The organism is Saccharothrix variisporea, assembly GCF_003634995.1.
In the GTDB taxonomy this organism is placed as follows: domain Bacteria; phylum Actinomycetota; class Actinomycetes; order Mycobacteriales; family Pseudonocardiaceae; genus Actinosynnema; species Actinosynnema variisporeum.
This window is the reverse complement of sequence record NZ_RBXR01000001.1, coordinates 5402352-5415261: the sequence shown is the minus strand read 5'-3', so window position 1 is coordinate 5415261 and position 12910 is coordinate 5402352. Positions and strand designations below refer to the sequence as shown.

The 12910-nt window shown below is 72.3% G+C and carries 11 protein-coding genes; 7 read left to right on the top strand and 4 right to left on the bottom strand.

The features are described from left to right. Window positions 1-79: 79 nt before the first annotated feature. From DFJ66_RS24425 to DFJ66_RS42945, 4 genes are all read left to right on the top strand, one after another. Entirely contained in the window at window positions 80-904 is an 825-nt protein-coding gene (locus tag DFJ66_RS24425) for an amino acid ABC transporter permease (protein WP_121224132.1), read from the top strand. Beyond that, window positions 901-1662 carry an amino acid ABC transporter ATP-binding protein gene (locus DFJ66_RS24420; protein WP_121224131.1) on the top strand — a complete coding sequence of 254 codons (762 nt, stop codon included), beginning with the start codon at window positions 901-903 and terminating at the stop codon, window positions 1660-1662. Before DFJ66_RS24425 ends, DFJ66_RS24420 begins: the two co-directional genes overlap by 4 nt. A 61-nt stretch (window positions 1663-1723) precedes the next feature. Beyond that, the gene (locus DFJ66_RS24415) at window positions 1724-3994 is read left to right on the top strand and encodes a pentapeptide repeat-containing protein (protein ID WP_121224129.1); all 2271 of its coding nucleotides are present in this window, start codon (window positions 1724-1726) and stop codon (window positions 3992-3994) included. Between the two features lie 73 nt (window positions 3995-4067). After that, window positions 4068-6389 (top strand): NEW3 domain-containing protein, encoded by a 2322-nt coding sequence (locus DFJ66_RS42945; protein WP_170199634.1) that lies wholly within the window; start codon window positions 4068-4070, stop codon window positions 6387-6389. A 63-nt stretch (window positions 6390-6452) separates the two neighbouring features. On the opposite strand, the gene mctP is transcribed toward DFJ66_RS42945, so the two are convergent. The 3 genes from mctP to DFJ66_RS24390 form a co-directional block, all read right to left on the bottom strand. Continuing rightward, entirely contained in the window at window positions 6453-8087 is a 1635-nt protein-coding gene (mctP, locus tag DFJ66_RS24400) for a monocarboxylate uptake permease MctP (RefSeq protein WP_121224126.1), read from the bottom strand. Continuing rightward, window positions 8088-8354, bottom strand: a complete 267-nt coding sequence (locus tag DFJ66_RS24395) for a DUF3311 domain-containing protein (protein ID WP_121224124.1) — start codon at window positions 8352-8354, stop codon at window positions 8088-8090. Between the two features lie 120 nt (window positions 8355-8474). Next, window positions 8475-9173 (bottom strand): GntR family transcriptional regulator, encoded by a 699-nt coding sequence (locus DFJ66_RS24390; RefSeq protein ID WP_121231670.1) that lies wholly within the window; start codon window positions 9171-9173, stop codon window positions 8475-8477. A 101-nt stretch (window positions 9174-9274) separates the two neighbouring features. On the opposite strand from DFJ66_RS24390, the gene DFJ66_RS24385 reads away from it, so the two are divergent. From DFJ66_RS24385 to DFJ66_RS24375, 3 genes are read left to right on the top strand one after another with little or no spacing between them, the layout of a single operon-like run. After that, window positions 9275-10042 carry a LamB/YcsF family protein gene (locus DFJ66_RS24385; protein WP_211351617.1) on the top strand — a complete coding sequence of 256 codons (768 nt, stop codon included), beginning with the start codon at window positions 9275-9277 and terminating at the stop codon, window positions 10040-10042. A 54-nt stretch (window positions 10043-10096) separates the two neighbouring features. After that, window positions 10097-11347 carry a pyroglutamyl-peptidase I gene (locus DFJ66_RS24380; protein WP_246029889.1) on the top strand — a complete coding sequence of 417 codons (1251 nt, stop codon included), beginning with the start codon at window positions 10097-10099 and terminating at the stop codon, window positions 11345-11347. Window positions 11348-11352: 5 nt separating this feature from the next. Next, a complete protein-coding gene (locus tag DFJ66_RS24375) occupies window positions 11353-12189 on the top strand; it encodes a septum formation family protein (RefSeq protein WP_121224118.1) in 837 nt (278 codons plus the stop codon). Window positions 12190-12230: 41 nt separating this feature from the next. Here DFJ66_RS24375 and DFJ66_RS24370 read toward each other — a convergent pair whose 3' ends face one another. Beyond that, window positions 12231-12725, bottom strand: a complete 495-nt coding sequence (locus DFJ66_RS24370; RefSeq protein WP_121224116.1) for a hypothetical protein — start codon at window positions 12723-12725, stop codon at window positions 12231-12233. Window positions 12726-12910: the final 185 nt, after the last annotated feature.

Genomic DNA, 12910 nt, shown 5'->3' with positions numbered 1-12910 from the left:
CTCGCACACCCTCGGGGCCGGTGCTCACGAGCACCGGCCCCGGTTCTTGTCCGACCCCCTGCTAGGAGTGCCGAGAGAAATGGCCATGTCCAAACGCCGGCGCGCGATCCTGTTCCGCCGGGCGCAGTACGCGCTGCTGCTCGTGATCGTCGCGCTGATCGCGGTGTTCGCGGACTGGGAAGACATCCGCCGCTCGTTCTTCAACGTCGACACCGCGGCCAAGATGTTCCCGACCGTCATCCAGACGGCCCTGGTGAACACGATCATCTACAGCGCCTTCGGCTTCGCGATCGGCCTCGGGCTCGGCCTGCTGCTGGCGCTGATGAAGCTGTCGCCGGTCGCGCCCTGGCGGTGGATCGCCACCGCGTACATCGAGTTCTTCCGCGGTGTCCCGGCGCTGCTGGTGTTCGTGGCGCTGAGCGTGGCCGTGCCGCTGGCGTTCGGCCTGAAGTTCGACATCAACTCCACGGCCGGTCTCGCGCTGGGCATCGTCGGCTCCGCCTACATCGCCGAGACGATCCGCGCGGGCATCCTGGCGGTGCCCAAGGGCCAGATCGAGGCGGCGCGGTCGCTGGGCATGTCGCCCGGCCGCACGCTGGTGACCGTGACGATCCCGCAGGCGTTCCGGATCATCCTGCCCCCGCTGACCAACGAGCTGATCATGCTGATCAAGGACTCGTCGCTGATCAGCGTCGTGGGCCTGACCGCCGCCGACTACGAGCTGACCAAGTTCGGCCGGGAGACGCTGAGCCGGTCGCCGTCGCTGACGCCGCTGCTGGTCGCGGGCCTGTGCTACCTGATCATCACGCTGCCGCTGGGCCACCTGTCGCGGCACTTGGAGAAGCGGACCGGCGGCCGGAAGATCGGCACGCCGGAGTCGACCGGGCTGGGGGTGTCGGCGTGAGCGACGTCGCGGTGGAGATCACCGGGCTGAAGAAGGCGTTCGGGCCGCTGGAGGTGCTCAAGGGCATCGACGTGTCGGTCGAGCGCGGCGAGGTCGTGTGCATCATCGGGCCGTCCGGCTCGGGCAAGTCCACGCTGCTGCGGTGCGTGAACCTGCTGGAGGAGCCGACCGACGGCAAGATCGTCGTCAACGGCGTCGAGCTGACCGACCCGGACTGCGACATCGACAAGGCGCGCACCCGGATCGGCATGGTCTTCCAGGGGTTCAACCTGTTCTCGCACCTCAGCGTGCTGAACAACCTGACCGTGGCGCAGCGCAAGGTGCTCAAGCGGGGCGAGAAGGAAGCGCAGCAGATCGCGCTGCGCAACCTGGAGCGGGTCGGGCTGTCGGAGAAGGTCAACGCCATGCCGGCGCAGCTGTCCGGTGGGCAGCAGCAGCGGGTGGCGATCGCGCGGGCGCTGTCGATGGACCCGTCGGTGATGCTGTTCGACGAGCCGACCTCGGCGCTGGACCCCGAGCTGGTCGGCGACGTGCTGGGCGTCATGCGGGCGCTGGCCGACGAGGGCATGACCATGCTGGTGGTGACCCACGAGATGCAGTTCGCGCGCGAGGTGGCCGACCGGGTGCTGTTCATGGACGGCGGGTACGTGGTCGAGGAGGGCCCGGCGGCGCAGGTCATCGGCGACCCGCAGCACGAGCGGACGCAGTCGTTCCTGGCGCGCGTGCTCGACCCGACCCACCAGGGGCCTTCGGCGTAACTTTCCCCCTTTTTCGCCGTTCGCTTGCGGGCGGTCTCGGGTTGCCCGCATTGTCGATCACATGACGGAGACGGGCGCGCGGGGGCTGGACGTGTTCGACCCCGACCCGCCGCGCGCCTTCCGCATGCCCGCCGCCGACGTGCTGCGCGGCTTGGGCGAGGGCGCGTTCCGGCTGGGGCTGCGGCGGCCGTCGGTGCCGCCGGTGATCCGGGTGGAGGACCGGTTCCTGACCGGGGTGCTCGACCTGCGGGCCGTGGAGCTGAACTACCTGCTGGAGTTCGTGCGGTGCCGGTTCGAGGAGGCGCCGGACCTGCGGCAGGGGCGGCTGGCCGGGGTGGTGTTCACCGGGTGCCGCCTGCCCGGGCTGTGGGGGCGCAACCTCAGCAGCGCCAACGAGGTGTCGCTGGCGGGGAGCACCGTCGAGGGTGTGGCGGACCTGACCGACGCCGACATCGCCGGGTCGCTGGAGCTGCGCGACGCGCGGCTGGTGGCCCCGGGCGGCCTCGCGCTGCACGCCGATCGGGTGAAGCTGGCCGGGGCGTTGTTGGGGCAGGGCGTGTCGGTGTCCGGCGAGCTGCGGCTGGCCGGGGCGCAGGTGGGCGGCAACTGCAACTTCTCCGGCGGGACGTTGACCAACCCGCGGGCGCACGCGGTGAACGCCACCGGGGTGCACGTGGGCGGGAACCTGCTGTTCAGCGGGTCGACGATCCAGGGCACGGTGCTGCTGGCGAACGCGCGGGTGGACTCGGCGCTGACGCTGCGGGGTGCGTCGGTGACGGCGGGGAAGGTGGACGAGGAGGCGGGACTGGACCCGCACGCGGACCCGGCGTCGACGCTGGTGCTGGACCGGGTCACGGTGGACGGGGACGTGCAGCTGGACCGGGAGTTCCGCAGCGCGGGGACCGTGCGGATGGTGAACGCGACGCTGGGCGGCTCGCTGTCGCTGTCCGGCGGCCACTTCGACGCCCGCCCCGAAGCTGTCGTGGACGGGACCGTGGCGGCGCGGGCGGGCGAGGACTCGGGGGAAACCGCGCCGGTACGCGCCGAGACCGCGCTGGAGCCCGCCGAGACCCCGCCGGCGGTCGTCGACGTGCCTTCCGGTCAGGCGTCGGCGGTGGCGGAGCCGACCGGGTTCGGGCGGGCGTTGCACCTGGACGGGGCTCAGATCGGTGGGGACGTCGTGGCTCGCCAGGCGTTCGTGCGGGGGCAGATCCGGATGGTCGACCTCCAGGTCAAGGGCAGTCTCACGCTCGACGGGTCGGAGCTGGACAACCCGCGTGCGGACGCCGTGCTGGGGAACCGGTCGCACATCGGGAGCAACCTGACCGCCCGCGAGGTGGAAGTCGCGGGTGGGTTGGAGCTGCGCGGGGTGCGGATCGGGGCGAACCTCGACCTGCGGGGGAGTCGGATCACCAAACCCGGGCGGTACCGGCACATGCCGGCCGGGAAGCCGTCGTTGGACGTCGGGGGCGCGGTCATCGGGCGGGACCTGATCTGCGCGGGCGGGGTCAAGGAGTTCGTCGCGCACGGGGGTGTGCGGGCGCGGCGGGCGCAGGTCGGGCGGATGGCGAACTTCAGCGGGGCCGTGCTCGGGGACAAGCTCGACAGCCACGCCCTCAACGCGCTCGGGCTCCAGGTGCAGGAGCTGGTGCTCACCCCGATCAGCCCGCCGCGCGGCGACGTCACCCTGCGCCAGGTCCGCTGCACCTCGCTGGACGACAACGAGGCCTTCTGGTCGGCCACCGGCTGGATCGACCTGGAGGAGTTCCGCTACGACTCGCTGCGCAACCCGATCGACCTGCGCGACGACGACGAGGTGGACCGCCGGTTGCGCTGGCTGCGGCAGGCCATGCGGCGCAGCTACCGGCCCGGCCCGTACGACCAGTTCGCGGAGATGCTGCGCGCGTGCGGCAACGACGAGCACGCCGCCACCGTGCTGGTGGAGAAGCAGCGCCTGCGGTACCGGGCGGTGGCCGAGGGGCGGCGGTGGCTGGGGCCGCTGGTGCTGGTGTGGAGCTGGTTGCAGCGGTCGATGGTCGGGTACGGGTACCGGCCGGCTCGCGCGCTCGGGTGGCTCGTGGTGTCCTGGGTGCTGGGCAGCATCTGGTTCTCCGCCCACGACCGGCTGGAGGTGATCAACTCCGATGACCGCCTGTCGTGGAACCCGTGGCTGTTCACGATCGACCTGGTGGTGCCGATCGTGGACTTCGGCAACAAGAACCGGTGGCAGCTGGCCGGGGCCTCGCAGTGGATCGGCGCCGGGCTGATCGTGACCGGGTGGGTGCTGGCCACGACGGTCGCCGCGGGTCTCACGCGGATGCTCAAGCGCTGACCGCGTTGTTGCGGGTGGTTGGTGCCGGTTTGGGGGATTTCCACATCGGACGCTCCAGTGCTGAGGTCGAACCATGGTCGTCGTCGAGTCCACCGACTTGTTCGTCGGCTCCCTGCAGGTCGTCCGCGTGCGCACCGAAGACCGCGAAGGGCCGGTGCACGTCCACGTCGAGGGCGCGGGAGTCGGCAGTGCCCGCCACGGCACCGACCTAACACCCGGGCTGTTCGGCTACGAGGTGCCGGTCGACACCTCCGGCCACCCGCCCGGCACGGTCCTGCCCGCGCGGGCCGTCGTGCGGCACGGGGACGAGCACCACGAGGTCGACTTCGACCTGGTCGTGGCCGAGCCGGGGCGGACGCTGCACCTGGTGCCCCAGGCGGCGGAGGTGGGCGGCGTGCGCGGTCACCTGGCGCTCGCGCTGGCCGACCCGTCGTACCGGTTCGGCCTGCTCGCCGACCTGGTCGAGCCCTACCTGGACACCCGCCCGGAGGACCGGGAGCCGCTGGCCGCGCTGGTGGAGCAGAACCGGGTCGAACTGGTCGACCGGCTGCTGCCGGCCAACAGCGCGTCCGTCGAACGGGCCGCCACGCTCGCGGACGCCGAGCGGGCCGCGTTCGACCGGCTGCGCGGCACGACGGCCCGGCACGTGGCGCTGGTCGGCGAGGGGCGCTGGTTCCGGCAGATGCACCACGACTGGAACTCGCGGTACTCGTCGCCGCGGTTCGTGTGCTCGCTGCCGCAGGACGTGCCGGTGCCGCAGGGGATCGAGGTGCGCGCGGCGACGCGGGTGGTGGAGGAGGCGGAGGCGTTCGCGTCGCTGGTCGCCGAACCGCCGGAGGACGTGCTGGCCCACGTCCGCGCCCGGCTCGCGGACGACGCCGATCCGCTGGTGTCGTTGCGGGAGGCCCACGCGCTGGCCTCGGAGGTGCGGGACGCCGTGCTGCGCAAGCTGTCGTCCATTGTGGACACCTCGGGTCCCGGTGTTCCGGTCGTGGTGTGGAACCCGTTGGCGCGCAGGCGTTCCGGGATGGTCGAGGTGCGGCTGGAGGACGAGCTGTCCGAGGTGTCCGTGGTGTCGGCGGACGGTGTGCACCCGTGTGTCCACGAAGGTCACACGGTGGTGTTCCACGCCGGGGACGTGCCCGCGTTGGGGTGGAAGGTGTTCCACCTGACCGGCGGGACGTCGCCGGGGTGGACGCGCGGCGGCGGCACGCAGATCGCCGACTCCGCCCACCTGCTCACCGTCGACCCGGCGCGCGGCGGCGTGGTGACCAGCCTGGTGCGGCTGGTGGACGAGACCGAACTGCTCGCACCCGCCGTCGGCAACGACCTCGGCGCGACCGGGCCCGCCACGGTGACCGTGTGGCACAGCCCGGTCGGCGAGCGGGTCGTGGTGCGCGGGCGGACCGGTGGCGTGGCGTACGCGCAGACCCTGACGCTGTGGGAGGGCGTGGACTGGGTGGACTGCGTGACCTCCGTGGACGACGTGCGCGGCGAGCTGCGGGTCCGGTGGCCCGGCGTCGAGGAGGTGGTGCGGCCGGCGGAGTTCCGGCAGCAGCAGACCGTCGAGTACGCGGTGCCGTGCGGCGACCCGGCGCGGGCGGAGGAGGAGTGCGCGCACCGGCTGGTCGCGGTGGTCGGGGTCGACGGGTCGGGGCTGCTGCCCGCGTCCGGCACGCCGACCGCGCCGGCCGACGTCGGCCCGATCACCACCTCGACCGAGCCCGGCCCGCTGTTCGCCGACCACCTCCGGCACGAGCGCGGTCCGGCGCTGGGGCGGCCGCCGGTGGGCGTGCGGTGGCGGGGCGACCGCGAGGTGGTGGTGACGTCGTCGGCCGAGGTGGCGGGTCGCGTCCGACTGGTCGCGCCGCCGGGGTGGTTCGCCGCGCCGGCGGAGGTGCCGTTCACGCTGCCGGCGGGTGGGTCGGTGCGCACGGCCGTCTCGGTCGAACGACCGCGGTCGGCCGCGCCGGGGTTGTACCCGGTGCGCGCGCAGGTGGACACCGAGCCGGTCGTGGAGGACGTGCTCCTGGTGGACGTGCCGGAGTGGGGACCGCTGGACGACGGCCCGGTGCAGCCGCTGTGGATCGCGCGCCCGCCCGAGCCGGTGTCCCTGCGCCCCGGCGAGCGGGCCGAGGTGCGGGTGGCCGTGGCGTCGGCCCTGTGGGCACCGATCGCGGTGGAGACGCGGCTGGTGAGCCCGTGGGGGACGTGGGACTTCGTGCGGCCGTGGGTGCTGGGCGGCGAACTGCCCGCGCGGGGACGAGCGGAGTTCACGTTCTCGGTGGCGGTGCCGCGGTGGGCCACCACCGGCCGGTGGTGGCTGCGCGCGAAGGTGGCGGGCGCGGGCCTGGTGCGCCGCTCCCCCGCCGTGCCGCTGGAGGTCGTGGCGTGAAAGCGGCGAGCCCCGCCCGGCGCGAGGGCCGGACGGGGCTCGACGACACCGCGTCGGCGGTCCTCAGTGGACCGCGACCGGCTTGACCTTCGGGCTGTCCTCGTCGACGTGGTAGTCGTCGGGCGTGGTCTCGTCGGTGCCGTTGAACGCCCGCAGCTGCCGGGCCACCAGCGTCACCAGGACCGCGACCAGCAGGTTCGCCACCACGGCCAGCGCGCCCGCGTAGATCTGCACGGTGGAGCCGGCGAACGGGTGCCAGCCGAACAGCGACAGCTTGTCCAGCGCCAGCGCGGAAGCGCCGAAGTGGGCGCGCTTGCCGTCGGGGCTGGGGATGTTGTACAGCAGCCACAGGCCCCAGCCCATGCCGACGACCCACCCGGCGATGAGGCCGTGGACGTGGAACCACCGGGTGTAGAGGGCGATCGCCACGGCGGGCAGCGTCTGGAGGATCAGGACGCCGCCGATGAGCTGGAGGTCGATGGCGTACTGCGGGTCGATGAACACGATGAACGCGACCGCGCCGAACTTCACCACCAGCGAGGCGAGCTTGGCCTGCTTGGCCTCCTGCGCCGGGGTGGCGCCCTTCTTCAGGTACTCCTTGTAGATGTTGCGCGTCCACAGGTTCGCCGCCGCGATGGACATGATCGCCGCCGGCACCAGCGCGCCGATGCCGATCGCCGCGAACGCGACGCCCGCGAACCAGGACGGGAACTGCTGGCCGAACAGCTCGGGCACGATGGTGTTGGTGTCCGGGCGGCCGGTGGCCTGGTTGGTGATCGGCTTGACGCCCGCGCTGATCGCGACGAAGCCCAGCATCGCGAGCAGGCCCAGCAGCAGCGAGTACGCGGGCAGCGCCACCATGTTGCGCTTGATGACGTTGCGCCCGCGCGAGGCCAGGATGCCGGTCAGCGAGTGCGGGTACAGGAACAGCGCCAGCGCGGAGCCCAGCGCCAGGGTGGCGTACTGGAGCTGGTTGTTGGCGTTGAGCAGGATGCCGTCGCCCTTGGCGGGCGTGGCGTCGAACTTCGCCTGGGCGCTGTCGAACACCGCGCCCCAGCCGCCGAACTTCGACGGCAGGTAGATCACCGCGACCAGGATCACGACGTAGATCAGGATGTCCTTGACGAAGGCGATCAGCGCCGGGGCGCGCAGGCCCGACTGGTAGGTGTACAGCGCCAGGATGACGAAGGCGATGAACAGCGGCGCGTGGCCGAGGATGTCGGCGCCGTTGAGGCCCATGCTGCGGAGCACGGCCTCCAGGCCGACCAGTTGGAGCGCGATGTAGGGCATCGTGGCGACGATGCCGGTGATCGCGACCAGCAGCGCGAGCCAGTGCGAGCCGTACCGGCCGCGCACGAAGTCGGCCGGCGTGACGTAGCCGTGCACGCGGGACACCGACCACATGCGGACCAGCGGCAGGAAGACGATCGGGTACAGGATCACCGTGTAGGGCAGCGCGAAGAAGCCCGTGGCGCCCGCGCCGAACACAAGGGCGGGCACGGCGACGAACGTGTACGCCGTGTAGAGGTCACCGCCGACCAGGAACCAGGTGATCCACGAGCCGAACTTGCGCCCGCCCAGGCCCCACTCGTCGAGGTGGTCGAGCGTGTCGCCCCGCTGCCAGCGCGCCGCGAAGAAACCGAGGACGGTGACCAGCAGGAACAACGCGCTGAACACCACGAGTTCGGTCCACTGCATCTACTTCGCCCCCTCGTCCAGGTCGTCCACGCTCAGCCGGTCGGGCTTGCCCTTGACCATCGGCTGGTCCTTCGTCTTCACGTAGACGATGCCGACGCAGAGGACGCCCAGCGGGACCCAGGCGAACTGGTACCAGTAGAAGAACGGCAGCCCGAACAGCCGGGGTTGGTCCGAGTTGAACCACGGCGTGATCAGCATGAGCAGCGGAACCAGGAGCAGCAGGTTCCACCAGCTCCAGCGCAGACTGGAGTGTCGAGCAGACGGCATGTGTGCCCTCCGTGCGGCCCGGATGACAGGGTGTCGCGCGATGCTAGGCCTCTAGGGGGACACCCGTCACGGTGTCCGCCGGATTACCTGTACGTGAAGTAGTTGAATCGTGACCCTTTTTCACTCACCGCGCAGGGCTGTGACCAGTTGGTGTTCGGCCGTCTCGAAATAGGTGGAGAGCGCGTCCACGGCGGGCTCGATCGCGCCCGCCTCCAGGTGGGCGGTGATCTCGAGGTTGAGCGGCAGGTAGTCGGCGTGGAAGCGCTTCGGGTCGCCCATGACGTGGAAGGCCAGACGCAGCTCGGCCAGCAGGCGCTCGACCTCCTCGTCGAGCCGGGCGCTGCCGGCCAGGGCGGTGAGGGCCTGGTGGAACTTGATGTTGTGGGTGCCGACAGCGGTCCAATCGCCCCGCGTCGAAGCCTCGACGGCGTCGTCCACGGCGGTGCGGATGGCTCGTTTCGCCTGTTCGGGGGCCTGCGGGTAGGCGCGGACGGCGCCGCACTCGATGACCCGGCGGGCGGCGTAGAGGTCGGCGATGTCGCGCCAGTCGGGTTTCCGGACGAAGACGCCCTTGCTGTACTCGTGGACCAGCAGGCGTTCGTGGGTGAGCAGGCGGAAGGCCTCGCGGAGGGTGTTGCGGGAGACGCGGAGGGCGTCGCCGAGCGCCTTCTCGTTGAGCTGCTGACCGGGCTGGATCTCGCCGCCCAGGACGCTGGCGCGCAGCTTGTCGGCGACCTTCTCCGCCGTGCTGGACCGGTCGATGTCCGCGCGGTCCTCGGCCAGGGTCCGCAGCCAGTCGTCCGCGCCGACGCTCGTCATGGTCACCGAGTTTAGTCGTTGAACAGCTCAAACGGACTATTGCTGGATTGTTGAACAATCCCTACATTGAACGATGTGTAGGGGCGAGGAGGGGGATGGCGGTGGACCTGAACGCGGATCTGGGCGAGGGCTTCGGGCGGTGGGCGCTCGGCGACGACGCCGGGCTGCTGGAGGTGGTGACCAGCGCGAACGTGGCCTGCGGGTTCCACGCCGGCGACCCCCTGATCATGCGGCGGACCTGTGAGCTGGCGGCGGCGCGGGGTGTCGCCGTGGGGGCGCACGTCGGGTACCGGGACCTGGCCGGGTTCGGGCGGCGGTTCGTGGACGTCGAGCCGGCCGTGCTGACCGCCGACGTGCTGTACCAGCTCGGCGGGTTGGACGCTTGCGCGCGGGCCGCCGGGACGCGGATCGCCTACGTCAAGCCGCACGGCGCGCTCTACAACGCGCTTGTCACGCACGAGGCCCAAGCCGACGCCGTGGTGGACGCCGTGCGGGCGTTCGACCCCGGCCTGCCGGTGCTCGGGCTGCCGGGAGCGGTGTGGTTGAAGCGGGCCGAGGTGGCGGGGCTGCCGGTGCGGTTCGAGGCGTTCGCCGACCGGGCCTACACGGCGTTGGGCACGCTGGTCGACCGGCGGCGACCGGGCGCGGTGCTGCACTCCGCCGCCGAGATCGCCGAGCGGTGCGTGGAGATCGCGCTCGACGGGCGGGTGCGGTCCGTGGACGGGCACTTCGTGCGGCTGCGCGTCGACTCGATCTGCGTCCACGGGGACACGCCGGGCGCGGTCGCCATCGCGCGGGCCGTCCGGGACGCCTTGACGGCGGCCGGTGTCCCCCTTGCCGCCATGCGGGGTGCACGCGTCGATGCCTGACCTGTGAACGATCAGGGGTGGTGGCCCTCTCGGGTGGTTCGCCAGGATCGGTGCGTGATCAGGCGAATGCGCAGCGTGGTGGTGATGGTCGTCGGCCTCGGCGTTCTCGGGCTGCCGGCGGTGGCTTCGGCGGAGGCCGGGTGCTTCGACCCGAGCGCCCCGCTGACCGTCGAAGAGCAGCGGTTGGACGACGCCCTGGCGCCGGGGGCACCGGCGGTCGGGCCGGAACTGGTGCGGTTGGGCGGGTTCGAGCCGCTGGTCCGGGGGTTCGCCGAGCGGTTGTGCGCGGTGTGGACGCGGGGCGGCGCGGACACCGTCGTCGCCGAGACCGGGCGGGAGCTGTGGCGGGCGGCGGTGGACCGGGCTCGCGAGGAGCAGGCGTGGGACGCCTACGACGACCGGCCGCTGTACTGGGCGCGGCTGCACCTGACCTCGGCCGTGCGGCAGTGGCAGCCCCGGTTCGGGTTGTCCTCCGGTGAGCGGGCTGCCCTGGTGCGGCGGGTGGACCGGGCGTCGCGCGGGGTGGACGACGTGCGCTTCGGCGGCGTGGGACGGCGGGTCCTCGTCACCGGGTTCGACCCGTTCCAGCTCAGCGGGACCTCGGTGCGGCGCAGCAACCCGGCCGGCGCGGCGGCGCTGCGGCTGGACGGGGCCGTCGTGCGGACGCCGGACGGTCCGGCGCGGGTGGAGGCGGCCGTGCTGCCGGTGCTGTGGGGGTCGTTCGACGAGGGGATCGTCGAGCGGTTCTACGGCACCGCGATCCGCGACCTGCGGCCAGACGCGCTGGTCACGGTCAGCCAAGGGCGGCCGGGCCGGTTCGACGTCGAGCGCTGGGCCGCGCGGTGGCGGGGCGGGTTCCCGGACAACAACGACATCGGCGTCCGGGGGACGGTGCCCGACGCCGCAGGCTGGCCGCAGCCCGCGCTGGAGTTCATCGAGACCACGCTGCCGTGGCAGCGGATGGTGGACGCGGGCACCACGCCGTTCCCGGTGAACTTCAACCGCTCCTTCTGCGAGTGGCCCCTCGGCACCACCCCGGGCACCGGCACGCCGAGCTGCCGGACCGACGAACCCACGCCGGGCGCGGTCGCCGCGTCGGGCAGCGGCGGCGACTACCTGTCCAACGAGTCGATGTACCGGGCCAACCGGGTCCGGCTCGGCCTGGGCTCGACCGCCGCCGGCGGCCACCTGCACACGCCGGTGCTGCGGCAGCCGGTCGACCCGACCGCCCTCACCGACGCGGCCTTCGAGGCCGAGCGCCGGTCGATCGCCGACCAGGTGCGGGCGCTGGTGTCAGTAGTCTGATCACCGTGCGACGCAGGCGGGCGGCGGTGGGTGTCGGACTGCTGTCGCTCGCCCTCCTCGCGGGCTGCACCAGCACGGTCCCGGGCACCCCGGACGGCGAGGTGGTCCGGCCGTCGATCACGCCCAGCCCGCAGGAGCTCCCCCAGCACGGCCAGTGCACGGACGGCGCCCTGAAGGTCCTGCCCTGCACCGAGCCGCACGAGGGCGAGGTCGTCGCCCTCGGCCAGTTCACCGGACTGGGCGACGCCTACCCGAGCGAACGGGACCTGCGGCGCAGCGCGATCCCCGCGTGCCGCACCGCCCTCGCGGCCTACCTGGGCAGCACCGACCACGACGCGACCCGCCTCCAGCCGCAGGTCCTGTGGGTGAGCCGGGACGGCTGGGCGCGCGGCGACCGCTGGCGGCTGTGCACGGTCGTGGAGATCGGCCCGGACGGGCAGCGCAAGAAGCGGACCGGGGCGTTGAAGGGTGTGCTCAAGGGCGAGGGGTTCGCCCAGGTGCAGCTGTGCGCGCAGGGGTCACCGGGTGTGGACGAGCAGCTCAAGATCGTCGGCTGCGACGCCCGGCACCAGGCCGAGGCCGTGCCCGGCGTGCTGAACATCGGCGCGCACACCTCGCCCACCCCGTCCCGCGAGCAGGTGGACGCCAGGGCGCGCGAGCACTGCGCCGGGGCCGTCACGGGGTACGTCGGGGCCGAGCGGCCGGACGTCTTCCCCGCCTGGCGGGCGTTCGGCAGCCAGGCGTGGTCCGAGGGGTACACGACCGTCGTCTGCTACGCCGAGGCCACCCGACCGTTCACCGGACGCCTGTGGGGACTGGGCGACAAGCCGCTGCCCGGCTGACCCACAGGCTGTGCACAGCTCTGTCCACAGCTTGTGGACAACTACCGCCGGCGCAACGCCACCACGACCAGCAACACGCCCACCGCGACCGGCGCGCCGCTCTCCAGCACCGGCCTGAGCACCGGCAACGGCGGGAAGTAGCCCAGTTCGTAGACCACCGACGCGGCCACGGCGGTCAGTCCACCGATCAGGGGCGCGCTTGGGGACAGCCGTCCCAAGGTCATCAACCCCACCAGCAGTCCCGCCAGTCCCAACGCCACCAGGCCGCGCCAGCGCACCTCGTCGAACTGGTCGATCCCGTAGCCCCACGCGAAGGCGGCGGCCACCACGAACGCCGGTCCGAGGACCACCCCGAGGACGTGCCACCACCACCGCGTGCGCTTGGGCTCCGGTGCCGGTGCCGCGGACCCGTTCTCGGACGGCGTGGTGCCGGGCGCCACCGGGTAGTAGCGCACGATGCCGGTCTGCGGCCCGACCTGCACGTCCCGCGGCCCGTCGAAGTGCAGACCGCCAGGCAGATCCTCCTGCTGGGTCACACTCCATTGGTACCTCCGGAGCAGCCCGGTTTCACGCGGAGTCACCAAAAAGAGACCCGGTGGACGCCGTTGTCCGTGTTGGACTGCCGCTCCTTCGTCGCGGCGACTCGGCCGCCCGAAAGTCGGCCCATCGCGACCAGTTCGCCCCGATCGAAGAGCATGATCGGGGCGAACTGGTCGCGACA